This window comes from Saccharomonospora sp. CUA-673 (assembly GCF_001942305.1).
Lineage (GTDB): Bacteria > Actinomycetota > Actinomycetes > Mycobacteriales > Pseudonocardiaceae > Prauserella.
The window spans coordinates 72945-89681 of sequence record NZ_MKKE01000044.1 but is presented as its reverse complement, the minus strand read 5'-3'; the positions used below and the strand labels follow the sequence as shown (position 1 = coordinate 89681).

15 protein-coding genes and 1 pseudogene are annotated in these 16737 nt (G+C 66.5%); 12 read left to right on the top strand and 4 right to left on the bottom strand.

Annotated features, from left to right (window positions below; translation table 11 throughout):
* Positions 1-32: 32 nt before the first annotated feature.
* From BJF85_RS18740 to BJF85_RS18730, 4 genes and pseudogenes are all read left to right on the top strand, one after another.
* Positions 33-1049, top strand: a pseudogene (locus BJF85_RS18740) (AMP-binding protein).
* A 139-nt stretch (positions 1050-1188) separates the two neighbouring features.
* Entirely contained in the window at positions 1189-2295 is a 1107-nt protein-coding gene (locus BJF85_RS31565) for a molybdopterin cofactor-binding domain-containing protein (protein WP_369822219.1), read from the top strand.
* Positions 2241-3686: a molybdopterin cofactor-binding domain-containing protein gene (locus BJF85_RS31560; protein WP_369822235.1), complete on the top strand. Its 1446-nt coding sequence runs from the start codon at positions 2241-2243 to the stop codon at positions 3684-3686. The genes BJF85_RS31565 and BJF85_RS31560 overlap by 55 nt, the downstream gene beginning before the upstream one ends.
* 26 nt (positions 3687-3712) lie before the next feature.
* Positions 3713-4186 carry a (2Fe-2S)-binding protein gene (locus BJF85_RS18730; protein WP_075849393.1) on the top strand — a complete coding sequence of 158 codons (474 nt, stop codon included), beginning with the start codon at positions 3713-3715 and terminating at the stop codon, positions 4184-4186.
* 71 nt (positions 4187-4257) lie between these two features.
* Here the strand turns inward: BJF85_RS18730 and BJF85_RS18725 are convergent, their stop codons facing one another.
* Both BJF85_RS18725 and BJF85_RS18720 read right to left on the bottom strand, forming a co-directional pair.
* Positions 4258-4611 carry a hypothetical protein gene (locus BJF85_RS18725; protein ID WP_075849391.1) on the bottom strand — a complete coding sequence of 118 codons (354 nt, stop codon included), beginning with the start codon at positions 4609-4611 and terminating at the stop codon, positions 4258-4260.
* 185 nt (positions 4612-4796) lie between these two features.
* Complete coding sequence (locus BJF85_RS18720) at positions 4797-5357, bottom strand: tyrosine-type recombinase/integrase (protein ID WP_158057009.1); 561 nt, start codon at positions 5355-5357, stop codon at positions 4797-4799.
* Here BJF85_RS18720 and BJF85_RS28100 point away from each other — a divergent pair.
* Entirely contained in the window at positions 5346-5510 is a 165-nt protein-coding gene (locus tag BJF85_RS28100; RefSeq protein ID WP_158057008.1) for a hypothetical protein, read from the top strand. The two genes, BJF85_RS18720 and BJF85_RS28100, sit on opposite strands and share 12 nt — an antisense overlap.
* Here BJF85_RS28100 and BJF85_RS18715 read toward each other — a convergent pair.
* Together BJF85_RS18715 and BJF85_RS28095 are read right to left on the bottom strand one after the other, a co-directional pair.
* Entirely contained in the window at positions 5487-6296 is an 810-nt protein-coding gene (locus BJF85_RS18715; RefSeq protein WP_075849387.1) for a helix-turn-helix domain-containing protein, read from the bottom strand. The genes BJF85_RS28100 and BJF85_RS18715 overlap by 24 nt on opposite strands.
* Positions 6254-7297: a hypothetical protein gene (locus BJF85_RS28095; protein ID WP_158057007.1), complete on the bottom strand. Its 1044-nt coding sequence runs from the start codon at positions 7295-7297 to the stop codon at positions 6254-6256. The genes BJF85_RS18715 and BJF85_RS28095 overlap by 43 nt, the downstream gene beginning before the upstream one ends.
* A gap of 364 nt (positions 7298-7661) precedes the next feature.
* On the opposite strand from BJF85_RS28095, the gene BJF85_RS18705 reads away from it, so the two are divergent.
* From BJF85_RS18705 to BJF85_RS18670, 7 genes are all read left to right on the top strand, one after another.
* Positions 7662-9290, top strand: a complete 1629-nt coding sequence (locus tag BJF85_RS18705) for an NAD(P)/FAD-dependent oxidoreductase (RefSeq protein ID WP_075849383.1) — start codon at positions 7662-7664, stop codon at positions 9288-9290.
* A gap of 73 nt (positions 9291-9363) precedes the next feature.
* A complete protein-coding gene (locus BJF85_RS18700) occupies positions 9364-10998 on the top strand; it encodes a long-chain fatty acid--CoA ligase (RefSeq protein WP_255375747.1) in 1635 nt (544 codons plus the stop codon).
* Between the two features lie 68 nt (positions 10999-11066).
* Positions 11067-11849, top strand: a complete 783-nt coding sequence (locus BJF85_RS18695; RefSeq protein WP_075849381.1) for an N-acyl homoserine lactonase family protein — start codon at positions 11067-11069, stop codon at positions 11847-11849.
* Positions 11850-12379: 530 nt separating this feature from the next.
* A complete protein-coding gene (locus BJF85_RS18685; protein ID WP_075849377.1) occupies positions 12380-13486 on the top strand; it encodes a zinc-binding dehydrogenase in 1107 nt (368 codons plus the stop codon).
* Positions 13487-13659: 173 nt separating this feature from the next.
* Positions 13660-14820: an acyl-CoA dehydrogenase family protein gene (locus tag BJF85_RS18680; RefSeq protein ID WP_075849375.1), complete on the top strand. Its 1161-nt coding sequence runs from the start codon at positions 13660-13662 to the stop codon at positions 14818-14820.
* Complete coding sequence (locus BJF85_RS18675) at positions 14817-15872, top strand: acyl-CoA dehydrogenase family protein (RefSeq protein WP_075849373.1); 1056 nt, start codon at positions 14817-14819, stop codon at positions 15870-15872. Before BJF85_RS18680 ends, BJF85_RS18675 begins: the two co-directional genes overlap by 4 nt.
* Before the next feature lie 22 nt (positions 15873-15894).
* Positions 15895-16737: an enoyl-CoA hydratase-related protein gene (locus BJF85_RS18670; protein ID WP_075849371.1), complete on the top strand. Its 843-nt coding sequence runs from the start codon at positions 15895-15897 to the stop codon at positions 16735-16737.

The following is a 16737-nucleotide window of genomic DNA, read 5'->3' as shown; positions in this document are numbered from 1 at the left end:
CCACCCAGTGAGACCTGCGGGGATGCCGACCGGTGCTGCACACCCTGGCCGCGCTGTCGGCCAACGCCTTCGGCCTGGGGGTGGGTGACGTCGCGATGCCGGTCGTGCCGATGTTCCACGCCAACGCTTGGGGCATCGCGCACGCCGCCCCGGCCGCCGGCGCCGCTCTGGTGCTGCCCGGCCCGGTCATGCAGCCCGAGGCGCTGGCGAACCTGATCGTGGACGAGGGGGTGACCTTCACCGCCGGGGTGCCGACGGTCTGGCAGGGGGTGCTGCCGCACCTGGCCGGTCGGCCGCACCGGCTGCGGGAGATCGGCTGCGGGGGCTCGGCGGTGCCCGAGGCGCTGTCGGAGGCCTACCGCGAGCAGGTCGGGCTGCCGATCCTGCAGGCCTGGGGTATGACCGAGACCAGCCCGCTGGCCTCCTCGGCCGTGCTGCCCCGCCGCTACGCCGACGCGGACGCCGCCACCCAGGCCGACCAGCGGGCCCGCGCCGGCATCCCGATCTTCGGGGTCGAGGCCCGTGTCGTCGATGCCGACAGTCTGCAACCACAGCCGTGGGACGACACCGCGACCGGCGAGCTGCAGGTGCGCGGCCCATGGTGTGCGAAGGACTACTACAACCCCGACGCCGGTGTCGCGCTGACCACCGACGACGGCTGGATGCGCACCGGCGACATCGCGGCGATGGACCCCCACGGGTCGATCCGTATCGCCGACCGCACCAAAGACCTGATCAAGTCCGGCGGCGAGTGGATCTCCTCGGTCGACCTGGAGAACGCGATCATGAGCCACCGGAAGGTCGCCGAGGCCGCGGTGGTGGCGGTGCCGCACCCGAAGTGGGGCGAGCGCCCGCTGGCCTGCGTCGTGCTCAAGCCCGGCGAGACGGCGACCGAGTAAGAGATCCTCGACCACCTGCGGCCCCGGGTGGCCAAGTGGTGGCTGCCCGACGCGGTGGAGTTCATCGACGAGGTGCCCAAGACCGGGGTCGGCAAGTTCTCCAAGAAGACCCTGCGCGAAAGGTTCGCCGAGTATCCGCTGACAAGCTGAGGGCCGCCCGTCGGCAGCGAGAGCGGCCGCGGCCGACGTGGTGTCGGGCCCGAGGTTGAGCAATGATCAGAACCTGTGGATGGTCCCCGCCGAGGTGACGTGACGGGGCGCACCGCCGCCGCTGGAAAGGAATTCACCGATGAATGCTGACCGTCGTAGCGCCCAATCCGAGGAAGACGGACCGCACGTGGCGAGCCGACGCCGATTCCTGGGGTATCTGCTCGCGGCGCCGACGCTGGCTGTGGGCGTGCAGCTGGGGGAATCCACCCTGGGCATGGCAGCCGCGGAGGCTGCCCCGTCGGTCCCGGAGATCTCCGAGGTCGCAGATCTCAGCGATCTCCTGATGCTTACCGCCCGCCCGACCGCCAACCTGATTACCGTAGTGATCAACAAGGACGGCACCGCGTCGTTGGCGATGCCGCGAGCGGAAAACGGGCAGGGCGTGACGACCATGGCGGCGATGCTGATCGCCGAGGAACTGGACATGCCCGTCGAGCAGGTCACGGTCGAGCCCGCCGACGCGCGTCCCAAGTTGCTGTTCAACCAGTTCACCGCGGGCACGAACACGGCCATCACCCAGTTCACTCCGATCCGGCTGGCCGCCGCCCTCGCCAAGCGCAGCTTGCTCGAGGCCGCGTCGATCAAACTCGGTGACGAGGTCCGCAACCTGCGGACCCGCGCGGGCCGGATCATCTCCAAGACCGGGTCAAGTATCCCGTTCGCTGAGTTGGCGACCGACGCGGCCAACGAATTGACCAAGCAGGTCACGGTGTCGCTGAACGACCTCAAACCCCAGTCCGAGTTCACCATCATCGGCAAGGAACAACGTCGGGATGACGCCCGTCTGGCCGTGACCGGCCAGAAGGTCTACACCACGGACCTGGACTTCCCGAAAGCGTTGCCCACCATGATCGCCCGGCCGCCGACGATCAAGGGCAAGGTGGAGGCGGTGAACAACGCCGAGCAGGTCCGTAACATGCCGGGCATCACCGACGTCGTCACGATCTCGACCGACGCGGAACCCCACTTCGGCGCGAGCGGACAGTCCGCGGTGGCGGTGCGGGGCCGCACCTTCGGCCAGTGCATCGACGCCGTGCGGGCGCTGGAGATTACCTGGGCCCCGGCCCGGTCGACGGTGAGTCGGACGAGTCGATCCTCGGTAAACTCCGGCAGGCTCAGGCACCGTTGGCGGTGCCGAACCCGCCCGCCGCGCTGGACAAGCTCGGTGGTGCGCTGCCGCTGGTGACGAAGAATCTCGGGCGTGCAGCCGGGCCCATCGAAGGCCCGGTGGAGGCGATCGAGCAGGAGTTCGTCTTCTACTGGCGCAACAACGCCGCGATGGAGCCGAATGTGGCGGTCGCCGATGTCCGGGAGGACCGCGCGGAGATCTGGTCTCCGCTGCAGGCGCCGATCTACACGCAGAGGCAGATCGCCCATGAGCTGGGGCTGCCGGTCAACAAGGTCACCGTGCACGTCACCCGCGGGGGCGGGGCGTTCGGGCGGCGGATGTTCAGCGACGCCTGTCTCGAGGCGGTGCGCGTGTCGAAGCAGATCGGCAAGCCGGTGCGCTACATGGGCCACCGCACCGACGAGTGCCGCGCAGGCCGGGCGCATCCGATGTGCACCTCCAAGGTCCGGGCAACCTTCAATAAGAACCTCGGCGTGCTCACCTTCGAGCAGCGGCACACCAGCGTGGCCACCGACTACACGATGGGCTTCGGCGAGGCCATCACCGCGACCGCGGCGAAGCTGCCGTTCGCAAACGAGGTGGGATTCTCGCAGACGATTTTCCTGCTCACCGCGAACGTCCCCTACGACTTCGGCGGCGTCGTGCTGGGCTACAACGAGATCCTCACCTACGACTCGTTCAACACCGGCAGTCACCGCAATCTCAACAATCCCGATGTCCGGCCCGCGCAGGAACTGATCGTCGACCAGATCGCGGCGAAGCTGGGCAAGGACCCGCTGCAGTTCCGGATGGACAATCTGGAGGACCCCCGCACCAGGAAGGTGCTGGAAACGGTCCGCGACGAGGGCCAGTGGGGCCGCTCCCTGCCGAACGGCGTGGCGCAGGGCGAGGAGTACAAGAGTGTCACGGCGGTGATCGCCGAGGTCGATGCCCGGCCGCAGACGGCGAACCGCACGATTCCCGGCGCGACGACCGGGCCGCGGGTCAGGCGGGTCACGATGGTGGTCGACGTGGGTCTGCCGATCAACCCGCTCGGGTTGAAAGCCCAGATGGAGGGTGGCATCCACTCCGCGATCGGGCAGGTGTTCACCGAAAGCGAACATCTGCGCGACGGCAACTTCCTGGAAGGCAGCTGGGATGACTACCGCTACACCCGGATGTGGAACTCCCCGCCCGAGGTGAACGTCATCGTCATGCCGGCGAACGGGGAACGGGTCGGCGGCGCGGGCGAGCTCGGTGTCCCCGCGCCGAAGGCCGCCATTGCGTGTGCCTACGCGCGAGCGAGCGGCACGATGCCGACCGAGTTCCCGATCGGACACAACAAGGGTGTCCCGTTCAAAGTGAAGTCGTTCGAGCCGCCGATCCCAGCGTCGCCGACCAACGGTCTGGACTTCTACCCCGCGCCGTCCGCCGCCAAGGGCACCTTCAACCCCGCCCAGCCCCAGTAGCGTTCATCCAGTAAGGAGCCAGATCAGTGCCGGAACACACCTTCACGGTCAACGGCCGCCGCGTGACCGTCGACATCGAGGACGACGTGCGCCTGCTGTGGGTGCTGCGCGACGTGCTCAACATCCGCGGGCCCAAGTACGGCTGCGGCATCAACGTCTGCAAGGCCTGCACGTGCCACATCAACGGTAAAGCGTTCAACCCCTGCTCGGTGCCGGTCTCCAAGATCGGGCCCGACGACGAGATCACCACCATCGAAGGCGTTGCCGACGGCGAGAACCTGCACCCCATGCAGGAGGCCTGGCTCGACCGGGACGTGCCGCGGTGCGGCTACTGCCAGCCCGGCCAGATCATGTCCGCCATCGACCTGGTAAGGAAGACCAAGGCCGAAGGCCGCGAGATCACCGACGAGGACATCGACAACCAGATGCGCAACACCTGCCGCTGCGGCACCTACTACCGCATCCGCGAAGCCATCAAGCAAGGCGCCCAGAACATGTGACCCGAACGGGGTGGGCCTTCCCGATCGCCTACTGGGTCAGGTCGGTGTGACGGCGCACTCGCTGCGAAACATCACGCGCGGAACTCGATCGGCTCAGCGACGGTCAGCACCGTGTGTCCGTCGGTCTCCATGCGGGACTCACCGCCGGAGGCGTCGGTGACCTCCGAGAGGTAGCCGGCGCGGGCGTGAACCTCCAACAGCAGCTCGGGCAGGTCGACCTGCGGCATCATCTGCTCGGTCAACTCCCGCAACACCAGCAGCGACGGCGCCTCCTCCAGCTTTTCCAGCGCACCCACCCGGATCTGGGCACGCCCGTCCCCGCCGGGCTCAACCCGCACGCGGCCGCGCCAGGCGACATTCAGCGCCGTGGCCTGCTCGGCCAAGTGCGCAGCCGCGTCGTCGGTGAGCTTCAGCCCGACCAGCACTTTCGGCCGGATCCGGTCCCCGTGACCCAGCAGATCCCGGCTTAGCGCTAACCGCTGTACCGCTGCTTCCCAACCCCGTAGTCGGCGCACTGGCACGAGCCGACCGGCTACATCACCGCCTACAACAACGGGCAACCAGCCAAAACTCGGCGCAAGTCCCTGCCTCTGTAAGTCGTGGTATCGGGCTACTCGTCGACGATCAGTGCGGTGTCGATGGCGCGGGCGCGGTCGGCGGCGGAGGACCGGGTGTAAATGCGGGTGGAGTCGAGCTTGGCGTGGCCCATGAGGTCGGCTACGGTGACGACGTCGACGCCGCTGCGCAGGAGTTGGGTGCCGAAGGTGTGCCGCAGTGTGTGCGGGTGCACCCGGGCTTTTCCTGCGTCGGGTCCGGAGTCGTGCACCAGCCCGGCCGCCACCGCGAGGTCTCGGACGATGCTGTTGATACTACGCACGGACAGCCTCCCGCCGCGGCGGTTGAGCCACAGCGCTGAGGTCGCCTCGGCACCGGGCCAGTTCGCGCGTTCGTCGAGCCACGCGCGCAGGGCGTCGCGGGCCGCGCGGTGGAACTGTACTTCGCGGTAGGTGCCGCCGTCGTGGCCTTTGCCGGCGCGCACGATCACCTTGCCTCGCCGGGTGGAGATCGGCACGTCCTGGACATAGAGCTGGGCCAGTTCGTCGGCACGCAGCCCTGCGTACAGCAGCACCAGCGCGACCGCGCGATCCCGTGCCGAGGGATGTCGCTGCACTGCACGCAGAAACCGGCGCTGCTCATCCTCGTCGAGCGCTTCCGGCGCGGTGGTCGGTTGATGCTCGCGCCGGGCGACCGGGCGGTCCAGACCGAGGTGGTGCACGTAGAAGTTAAAGCGGTATTGTCTTTAGCGGGAGAGTTCCCGGTCTGAGGCGATGCCGAGGTTGCGCATCTTGCGGTACAGCGTGGCCCGGCCGATTCCGAGGATGTGTGCTGCTTCCGTGCGGTTGCCATTGACGCTGTCCAAGGTTTCGATGATTACGCTTCGTTCGGAGTGCTCAAGCGGAGATAGGTGGCGCTGGGGTGCCCGCTTGAGCACCCGGGATGGCAGGTGGCGAGTCTCGATCTGACGGCCATCGCTGGTGGCGAGTGCGGACGTCAGCACGTCGCGCAACTCCGCGACGTTGCCCGGCCATGGGTACCGCATTAACCCCTGGATCACCGGCGGCGAGCAGTGCGGGGTTGGCTGTCCTGCCAGTTCGGCGAGCAGGGCTGGTGTCAGGTCTGCGATGTCCTCGGCGCGTTGATGCAACGGCGGGACCCACACATGGTGTGGAAAACGCGCCAGTACGCGGTCGAGCATCTCCGGGGTGTTTGTGGTGGTCCGAGAGGTGGTGATCAATCGGCCTGCGATTTGCCCAGGCGGCGTGTCGGGAGCGTAGCCGATCAGTGAATGGAGCTGGACCAGTGCTTCGTGGGGGAGGTTGTCGATTCTGCGCAGGATCACGGTGTCGCCGAGGCTGAGCGCCTCGCCGACTTGGTGTAGCAGAGGTGTGGGCTCTACGGATTTCGTCACAGCGTCGAACACGCGCAGGCCGTTCTTCTGCTGGCTGGAGAGTTCGTAGAGGTGCTTTGCCAGACGCAGTTTCCCGGTGCCCGGCTCGCCTGTGAGGGTCACTGGTTCGTCTGCATCGGCCAGGTCGTGGATCCGGGACACGACCTGCTGCCACTGCCGACTGCGTCCCGGTAGCGAGGGTGGCGGCGGCACGGCACCACGGTTAGCCACTGTCGCGTTGCCGCGGGTGGACCGGGAGTGTGTGTCCAAGCGCAGCACCATCCCGGCAGGTGCTTAGGGTTTGTCTGTACTGGGGTGCAGCGTAGTCGGAATCGGCCGCCAGCGAGGTCGACGGTGCCGTCCAAGCGCCCGCCAGCGGCCAGCGTGCTGGCGACTTCCCACAGCACTGCCTGGTCCGTCGGGGTCAGGTGCTGGACCGCAGTCGGGTTGGTGAGGATCATGTTGGGATGAAGGGCGACTACCGCGCCCCGGTGAGTGCGACAGGTTCGCACGAATTCCTCGAGCAAGGCGACCTCGGATGGCGAGGACATCTGGGTCAACCGGGTCTCGATGTGCCTGACTGCCTCGACGAGTAGTGGCGGCATCAATGGGTTGTAGTCGCGGGCCAGGCAGGTGAGGTCCAGGATGCCCTCGACACTGTGGGTGATCGGATGGTGGATGGGCACGCCTACGCAGGAGAAGCGGCGTAGGAAGTCCGCGTAGTGTTCTTCGCCGCGCACCGCGACCGTGGTCGACTCCTCCAGCGCAGTGCCCACCCCGTTGGTGCCTGCGAACTCTTCTTGGAAGCCGAATCCGGGGGCCACTTGCGCCTGGTCCAGGTTGTTGTGCAGTGACTTCTTACCGACCCAGCGTTGGACGATGCGCCCCTGCTGGTCTGCAAGGAGCATGCTGTTCGGGGTGTCGGCCATGGTCGTGACCAGCCGGTCTAGCACTGGCCGCGTCGCCCGTATCAGTCTGCTGTCGTCGTCGAAGTCGCTGTTGTATGGCAACTCGCGCCAGCCGTCTTGGTCGAGCCCGCAAGCAGACGAGCGTTGCCACGACGCCGCGATCGTCCGCGCCAGCCGCGAATCGTCGCACTCGCGCGCACCCGGGGTGCGGTTCTCGACGGCACTCTGCGGCGAGTCTCCGATCGAAGTGGGCATCATTGCCTACCCTCCACCGACCACGAGCTGTTGTGTGGGTCACAGTGAACCGTACCTGTGTGGCGTGTGAACGTTGTGTTTCGTTTTGAGACACTTATCACTCGGCTGCGGCCTCTCTCTTGTCCTCGCGTGATCGGCTTGCCCCGGCTGTTTAGGGCCTGTGACCTGGGCGGGGAGGTGGTGGTGTCGCGGGCGGGTGCCGCGCTGGGTGGGTGTCTCACATCGGAACGTCACGAGGTGCCGCACGGGCAGCAGAATCCGTGCCAGGCCCAGACAGATCGGATCCACTCGCCGCGAACCGATAGCTGATGTTCGTCCCATCGGTGCGGCTGTGGCTCGGCTACTCCGAAAGGGGACACGACATATGACTGCGTCCACTACCGAGGAACTCGACGTTCTCGTCGTCGGAGCTGGTTTCGCCGGCCTGCACCAGCTCGATCGGCTGCGCACACTCGGGCATTCCGTGAAGGTCTACGAGGCCGGTTCCGATCTCGGTGGAATCTGGTACTGGAACTGCTACCCCGGTGCTCGGGTCGACACGTGGGCGCCAATTTATCAGTTTTCGCGCGAGGACCTGTGGCGGGACTGGAGCTTCAGCGAGCTTTATCCTGACTGGGCTGAGCTGCGCCGGTATTTCGAGTATGTCGATCAGAAGCTCGATCTGCGCAGGGATGTCGCATTGAACACGCGCGTCGTCGGTGCCGAGTTCGACGAAGAACGCAGGCAGTGGCTGGTGCGGGCGAAGAACACCCAGACCGGGCAGTCCTCCCAGGTGTGGGCACGCTACCTCGTGCTGTGCACGGGTTTCGGGTCGAAGCCCTACATCCCCGACATCCCTGGCCTCGAGTCCTTTACTGGCGCGTGCCACCACACAGCACGCTGGCCACAAGAGGGAATCGACCTCTCAGGTAAGCGGGTCGGTGTGATCGGGACCGGGGCGAGCGGTGTGCAAGTCATCCAGGAATGCGCGCCGGAGGTTTCCCACTTGACGGTTTTCCAGCGAACTCCGGTTCTGGCCCTGCCCATGCGTCAGCGGCAGCTCGACGAAGACACCAACCGGGAGATGAAGGCGGAGTATGCGCAGCGGTTCGCGATGCGCGGTCAGACATTCGCGGGTTTCGACTTCGACTTCCTGGACAAGGCTGTCTTTGATGTGTCGGAGCAGGAGCGCACCGCCACCTACGAGAAGTTGTGGGAGACGGGCGGGTTCGTGCCGTGGCTGGGCACGTTCAACGACATGTTTTTCGATGCCGAGGCGAACGCCACGTTCTACGCTTTCTGGCGAGACAAGGTACGCGAGCGCATCAATGACCCGGCCGTGGCCGAAAAGCTCGCGCCAACCGAACCACCGCATCCTTTCGGTGTGAAGCGGCCGTCGCTGGAGCAGCGATATTACGAGGTCTACAACCAGGACAATGTGGAACTGGTCGACGTGCGAGAATCACCGATTCAGCAGGTTACACCTCACGGCGTAGTGACTGCCGATGGTAGGGAGCACACGCTCGACGTGCTGGTGCTGGCCACTGGCTTCGATGCCGTCACTGGCGGGATCACCGCGATCGACATCCGCGGCACCGGGGGGCAGACGCTCGCCGAGGTGTTCGCGAATGGCGTACGCACCGCCCTGGGGGTAGCGACCTCAGGTTTTCCGAACCTGCTCTACGTCTACGGCCCACAAAGCCCCTCGGGGTTCTGCAACGGCCCGACCTGTGCGGAGCTGCAGGGTGACTGGGTCGTGGAGTTCCTGGAGTACTTGCGAAACACCGGTACCACCCGCGTTGAGGCCACTCCTGAGGCGGAAAGGGAATGGGGGGACCACGTCGCTGAGCTGACCGAGGCGACATTGTTCCCGCTGGCGAAGTCCTGGTATATGGGCGCGAACGTGCCCGGCAAGAAGATCGAGCTCTTGAACTATCCCGGCGGGCTGCCGACCTACCTGCAGAAATGTAACGAGTCGGCAAAGCAGGGTTACGAGGGGTTCGCGCTGGCCTGACACCGATACGGGCGGAGAGAACACCGGCTACGTGGGTGCGGCAGCACCGGCTCAACTCGACCAGGAGGCCATAGTGGAGAGCCTGATGATGGACCGGCCGCTGCAGCTGAAGTCGTTGCTGTGGCGGGCGGAGCGGCTTTTCGGCCACAAGCAGATCATCACCCGATGCGACGGCGGCTACCGACGCTATAGCTACACCGAGTATGGACGGCGGGTCCGTCGACTGGCTGACGCGTTGGCCGCGCTCGGGATAGGTGCCGGCGATCGGGTGGGCACGCTGGGATGGAACACCGACCAGCACTATGAGGCGTACTTCGCGGTGCCGTGCATGGGTGCGGTGCTGCACACCATCAACACGCGGTTCTCACCGGAGCAGATCGCCTACGTGATTGGACATGCTGGGGACCGCGTGCTGCTGGTCAGTCCCGAGCAGCTGCCGGTGCTGGAGCAGATCCGCGACCGGCTCAGCAGTGTGAAGGCATTTGTCGTGTTCGGCGGTGGCCGGCCGCCGGAGACCGGGTTGGAGCCGGTATACGGGTATGAGGAGCTGCTGGCCGACGCGGATGAGAACGTCGAGTTCCCCGATCTCGACGAGAACAGCCCGGCTGGCATGTGCTATAGCTCGGGCACCACCGGCGACCCCAAGGGAGTGGTCTATAGCCACCGCAGCACCGTGCTACACGCACTGATGCTGTGCTTGCACGGGTCGATCGGGGTGGCCGAGCGGGAGACGTACCTGCTCGTCACACCGATGTCCCACGTGAACTCATGGGGCATGCCCTACGCCTGCGCCCTGCAAGGAGCCACACTGGTGCTGCCAGGCGTGCAGCCGCGACCGCACCACTACCTGGAGGCCATCGAACACGCTCGGGTGAGTGTCTGCGTTGCCGCGGTCACCGTCGGCCTGCTGATGCGTCACGAGCTGGAATCCGGTCACCGCGCCTACGATCTCGAATCGCTGCACACCTTGTGGCTGGGCGGTCAAGCGCCGCCGGTCAGCGAAATGCGGTGGTGGCAGCGGGTACATGGGGTGCACGTCTGCCAAGGCTGGGGCATGACTGAAGCCTCCCCGCTGCTCACCTTCACCTCACTCACCAGCCAGTTCGCCGACCTCGACGACGACCAGAGATTTCACCGGCTCGGCACACAGGGCCAGCCGATGCCCCTGGTGGAGATCAAACTCGTCGACGACCACGATCGGGAACTGCCGTGGGATGGCCAGCACGCCGGGGAGATCCTGGTGCGCGCACCGTGGGTCGCCCGCGCCTACTACCACAACCCGCGGTCGGCGGACAGTTTTGGCGGCGGCTGGTTCCGTACCGGCGACGTCGGCGTCATCGACCAGAGCGGCTACTTGTCCCTGGTCGATCGCGTCAAGGATTTGATCAAGAGCGGCGGTGAGTGGATCTCATCAGTCGATCTGGAGAACGCCTTGATGGGACATCCGGCGGTCCGCGAGGCCGCGGTGGTGGCCACACCTGATCCGGTGTGGCTGGAACGCCCGGTCGCCGTCGTGGCCGCCGATTCACCGCTGACTTCCGACGAGCTCACCGCGTTCCTGCGCGCGAAGTTTCCCAAGTTCTGGTTACCGGACCGATTCGTGTTCGTCGAGGAGGTGCCCAAGACCGGCGTGGGTAAGTTCGACAAGAAGCTGCTCCGCCAGCAACTCACGGCGGAACACAACGGTGACACGAGAACGGCACCGTGAGATCACCCGGAAACTCAGCACTATCACCCCATCACTGATAGGAACGTCCGTTTCGAAGGAGGACTACCATGGCGATTGGAACAGCCAAACGGATGTGGGCACTACCCGGCGCGGAATTCACGCTCGACACCGGGATCATGGTCGTCAACGGGCAGGGGCAGGTCACTATTCCGGTGCCGTCGTTTCTGATCGAACACGACCGGGGCCTGGTGCTGTTCGATACCGGCATCGCCTTCGAAGCAGCCGACGATGCCAAGGGCGTCTACGGCGACCTCGCGGATCTCGTCGGCCTCGCGTATGGCCCCGATGACCGGCTGGACCGGCAGATCGAAGCGCTCGGGTATAAAACCTCGGACGTCGACCACGTCATCGTCTCGCATGCGCACTTCGACCATGCGGGCGGCGTTCGCCTTTTTCCGAACGCTGAGCTTTATATCGGCGAAGGTGACCTGCCGTACGCGTTCTGGCCCTTGCCGGCCGCCACGCCCTTTTTTCGCACCGCGGACTTCGATACGACGCGGAACTGGAAGTGGAACCAGCTTTCAACCGATCACGACCTGTTCGGCGACGGTAGCATCGTCATCTACCGCATGCCCGGACACACTCCAGGCAACACCAGCATGTTGGTGCGATTGCCGAACCAGACGTTCTTGTTGACCGGTGATACTGTCCACCTCCGGCAGGCCCTCACTGAGGATCTGCCGATGCCCTCCGATTACAACACCTTGCATGCGGTCCGGTCGATCCGGCGGGTGAAGCAGCTTGCGACTGCGCACGACGCCACGGTGTGGATCTCCCACGATCCCGAGGATTGGGCAACGCTCAAGCACGCTCCAACCTGCTACGAGTGACGCCATGACGGTCCTTGTCGAGTACGTATGCGCTGCCTGCCGCGTCCACCATGAAGCCTGGGTGGAGCGTCCGATCCCCGCGGTCATCAGCTGTGCCAGCTGTGCGTGTCCGGCGCGTCGCCGTTTCGGCGGTGCGTTGATGCGCGCGGCGAGCCCGCCGGAGGCGCCTGCCGTGCAGGACCGGACGAGTTGTCGGGAGGCTCCCGACATACCGGGTATCTGCACTCTGATCCCCACCGCTGCCCGGTCCCTGGCGGCACGGGCGCGGCGGGACACCCGGGCGCTCGAAGCCGAGATCGCCCACCAGGAAGCGGCAATCGCCGCGGGAACGCTCGATCCCACGGCGTCGCCTGTCACCCCGTACCACGGCCACCACCCCTAAAACGACAACGGCACGGGCATCGGGGCACAGGGGCACTCGCCGCTCACTCACGCTACGCCACGAGCCGCCCGCGCGGCCTTGCTCAAGCCCGGCGTCCGTTGGTCGCCGTCCCATCGGCGGCAGGAAGTCTCGAAGGAAGGAAGGATGTATGTTCGAGGGCCGTATCGCGCAATTCAACGCGCCCCAGCAGCCATTCGAGCTACGACGCGTCACGTTGCCGTCGATCGGGGCGGGTGAGGTACTGGTAAAAGTACATCGGGCCAACATCTGCGGTTCCGATCTGCACGCCTGGCACGGGTCTTTCGCGACCCGCGGTCTCGGTGGCACGCTGCCGACCGTGCTCGGCCATGAGATGGTCGGATCTGTCGCGGCAATGGGCAACGAAGTGACCGAGGATTCCAACGGCACGCCACTGCACGTGGGCGCACGAGTGGTATTCCCGTACTTCTTTCCCTGCCACCAGTGTCGAAACTGCCTCGCCGGACGGCGCGTCTCGTGCCTGAAGCTGACCATGGCCATGCTCGGGGATGCCAGCGCAGCCCCCTACTTCGTCGGCGGCTACGGGGACTACTTCCTGCTCCCAGCGGGCGCGGTGGTGTACACCGTGCCGGACACCCTCTCCGACGAGGTGGTATCGGGAGTCAACTGTGCACTCTCGCAGGTGATCTATGGGCTCGAGCGGGTGACGTTGGGCTTCGGTGAAAGCGTGATCGTCCAGGGGGCTGGCGGCCTGGGGTTGTTCGCGACTGCCGTCGCCCGCGCTCGTGGGGCCGCGCAAGTCGTCGTGGTGGACGCCGTTCCAGAGCGACTGGAACTGGCCCGCGCGTTCGGCGCCGACGAGGTGATCAACCTTACCGACCACCCGGATCCGGCGGACCGCATCCGGCGGGCACGCAAGCTGACCGACGGTCTCGGTGCCGACGTGGTGGTAGAAGTGGTCGGCGACCCGGCTGTGGTGCCCGAAGGGCTGAAAATGCTCGCTCAGGGTGGCCGCTACCTCGAAATCGGCAACATCAACATGGGGCACACCTACACCGCCGACCCGTCCCGGCTGGTCACCGCTAACAAGAGCATCATCGGCGTTTCCCTGTACGAACCCACGGCGCTGTACCAGGCACTATCTTTCCTGGCCGCCAACCAACACCGACTTCCGCTCGATCACTTCGCATCCACGACGTACCCGCTGGAGGACATCAACACTGCGTTCACCGCAGCCGATAGCCGGAAAGTTGTGCGCGCGAGCATCGTGATGTGAGGCAACCGAACCATCGATTTCGAGGATCAACCGTGGACCTACACAACAGAGCGCAAGTTGCTGGCCACCGACGATCGCCGCGATCATCAGTCGGCTCGGGCGGTATTGCTGCGGCTAACCCGGCACTGGGCCGGCGGCTGCGGGACGGTGACGGAGTGGCCATGACTCCGAGTATGACGATTGGTTCTGTCCTGCGGCTGGCTGATGTCGAGTTGCCGCCGGAGGCCGAGGGGCTGCGCGGTGAGGTGCGCGCGTTCTTGGAGCGGGAACGGCGGCGGGGCACGTTCGAGCCGCGGAGTGATGCCTGGCTGACGGGTTTCGACCCGGCCTTCTCCGCACGTCTGGGAGAGCTAGGCTGGCTCGGGATGACCTGGCCGCGCCGCTACGGTGGTCACCAGCGGCCCGCGCTGCATCGATTCGTCGTGGCGGAGGAACTGCTGGCGGCCGGCGCGCCCGTGGCGGCGCACTGGATCAGCGACCGGCAAAGTGGGCCGACCCTGTTGCGCTACGGCACCGAATCACAACGAGCCAGGCTCCTTCCCGCGATGGCGGCGGGCCGATGCTTCTTCGCCATCGGCATGAGCGAGCCCGACAGCGGCTCCGATCTCGCCTCGGTGCGAACCACCGCACGGCGGGAACGGGACGCCTGGGTCCTCAACGGCACGAAGGTCTGGACCAGTCAGGCGCACCGATGCCACTACATGATCGCGCTGTGCCGCACATCCCCTCGGGAGGAAGGGGATCGGCACGAGGGGCTGAGTCAGTTCGTCGTCGACCTGTCGGCACCGGGTGTGGAGATCTCGCCGATCCGGCTGCTCAACGGGGAGCATCACTTCAACCAGGTGGTCCTCGATGACGTCAGGGTCGCCGACGACATGGTTCTCGGCGAGATCGGTGCGGGTTGGCGGCAGGTGACCTCCGAGCTGGCCTACGAGCGCTCCGGTGCGGAACGGTTCCTGTCCACCCTGCCGCTGCTGCGCGAGTTGGCACGGGTGGCCGACCCGACCGATGTCCAGCAGACGCGCGCGGTGGGCGGGCTTGTCGCGCAGCTGTGGGCCGTGCGCCAGCTCTCACTGCAGATCGCTGGCTCACTCGACCGTGGTGAGACTCCAGATATCGCCGCTGCCCTGGTAAAGGACCTAGGCACGACGCTGGAAAACGAGATCGTCGACGTGGTCCGGTCGCAGGTGGAGATCGAACCCAGCCGTGATTCCGCGCACGCCTTGGAGCGGGAGCTGGCCCGGGCAGTACTGCATGCCCCCGGGTTCACGCTGCGCGGGGGAACCAACGAGGTGTTGCGCGGCATCGTGGCACGCGGAATGGGGTTGCGATGAACGACATCGATCTGGTTGAACGCACCGTCGCGGACCTACTTGACAAACATTGCCCACCTGAGGCGATCACCGAGGCCGAGGGGGCCTGGAGCCCGACCGTGTGGCAGCGTCTGGAAGAGGCCGGACTGACCCGAGTCGGGGTCGAGGAACGGCTGGGCGGTTCCGGCGGCGAGCTCACCGACGCCGCCGCCGTGCTGAGGATCGCTGCCGCCCACGCGGCGCCGGTGCCCCTGGCGGAGGCCCTATTCCCGGTGGCTGCCGGGTGCACCGCAGCCGGACTAGCTGTTCCTGACGGGCCGGCGACGGCCGTCTGCAGCCCCGGCCTAACCCTGCGGCCGGACGGCGAAGACGCCATACTGGCGGGCACTGCCCGCCGAGTGCCCTACGCGCGTGTGTGCCACCGCGTGCTGGTGGTAAGCGAATACGCGGGCGTCGCGCTCGCGGCGCTGGTCGACCCTGCGCACTGTCGGCTCGCCAGGATCGACAACCTGGCCGGCGAACCCCGCGACGACCTCACTGCCGACGAAGTTCGGATACCCGGCACAGACGTCCGCCAAGCGCCGCCCCACACCGCCATGCACATACGACGGATGGGGGCGCTGGCCCGCGCGGTCCAGCTCGCCGGTGCCCTGCAGACACTGCTGGAACTGACCGTGCGCTACGCCGGTGAGCGGGAGCAGTTCGGCCGGCCCATCGGACGCTTCCAGGCCGTGGCCCACCGGGCTGCGGAGCTGGCTGCCCTAGCGGCCGCCGCAGACGCCGCCGCCCGGGCCGCAGTCACCGCCGTGGCCGCCGACCCGAACACCGCAGCACCGGCCATCGCCGCAGCCAAGGCACGAACCAGCACCGCAGCCGGCCCGGCCGCGCGGATCGCGCACCAGCTACACGGAGCGATCGGATTCACCCAGGAACACCACCTGCACCACCTGACCCGCAGGGTGTGGTCCTGGCGCGAGGAGTGCGGCTCCGCCGAGCACTGGGCCCAGGAGCTGGGCCACACGGTGCTCGCGGGTGGCGCCGATCAACTGTGGCCAAGCATCACCAGCATGTGACCAATCATGAAACGGAGTCACCGTGGAGATCGAGCTCGCAGTCGACGACGGCGTGGCCACCCTCACCCTGGCCGCGCCACAACGGCGCAACGCCCTCACCCCCGAGATGTCCCGCGAACTCGTCGATGCTCTCGATCGCGCGGATGCTGACACGTCAATCGGTGCGCTGGTGATCCGCGGAGCGGGCACCACGTTCTGCGCGGGCGCCGACACCAACACGCTCAGCAACACCGGATCTGACCCCGCCGAAGAACACGCCTACGCCGACCTATCCGCGATCTATTCCTCATTCACGCGAGTAGGGGCGGTCCAGGCAGTCACCATCGCCGCCGTCCGAGGCGCGGCCGTCGGCGCAGGGCTCAACCTCGCACTGGCCACCGACCTCCGCGTCATCGCCCGCGACGCCCGCCTGATGTCAGGCTTCCAGCGGATCGGTCTGCACCCGGGAGGCGGCCACTTCGTGCTCCTGTCCCGACTCGCCGGCCGGGAGACCGCCGCAGCGATGACCCTATGCGGGGCCGAGATCGACGGCAACCACGCAGCCCGGCTGGGACTCGCCTGGGAAGCGGTCGACGACGACACCGTCGAAGCCCGGGCGTTCGCACTCGCCCGTATAGCGGCCCAGGACCCTGAGCTAGCCCGTGCCACCGCGCACACCTTCCGGATCGAAACCGGTCCGCCGGAACTCAGCTGGGACACGGCGGTACAAACAGAGCGCGCCCCCCAAATGTGTCCATGCGCCGACGATAGCCACGCGACCACGGTGACCACACGGTCGCACCAGGCCACCCAGTCAGGAAACACCGCTCGTTGCTGCGGTCCGCGTACCGACGCAAAACGCTGCTATCCCACAGAAGAGGCATGA

Coding starts and splice junctions, on each gene's coding strand:
- BJF85_RS18680 (WP_075849375.1), top strand. CDS start 13,660: ATGACGATTGGTTCTGTCCTGCGGCTGGCTGATGTCGAGTTGCCGCCG.
- BJF85_RS28100 (WP_158057008.1), top strand. CDS start 5,346: ATGTCGCTGCACTGCACGCAGAAACCGGCGCTGCTCATCCTCGTCGAG.
- BJF85_RS18705 (WP_075849383.1), top strand. CDS start 7,662: ATGACTGCGTCCACTACCGAGGAACTCGACGTTCTCGTCGTCGGAGCT.
- BJF85_RS31565 (WP_369822219.1), top strand. CDS start 1,189: ATGAATGCTGACCGTCGTAGCGCCCAATCCGAGGAAGACGGACCGCAC.
- BJF85_RS18695 (WP_075849381.1), top strand. CDS start 11,067: ATGGCGATTGGAACAGCCAAACGGATGTGGGCACTACCCGGCGCGGAA.
- BJF85_RS28095 (WP_158057007.1), bottom strand. CDS start 7,297: ATGCCCACTTCGATCGGAGACTCGCCGCAGAGTGCCGTCGAGAACCGC.
- BJF85_RS18675 (WP_075849373.1), top strand. CDS start 14,817: ATGAACGACATCGATCTGGTTGAACGCACCGTCGCGGACCTACTTGAC.
- BJF85_RS18685 (WP_075849377.1), top strand. CDS start 12,380: ATGTTCGAGGGCCGTATCGCGCAATTCAACGCGCCCCAGCAGCCATTC.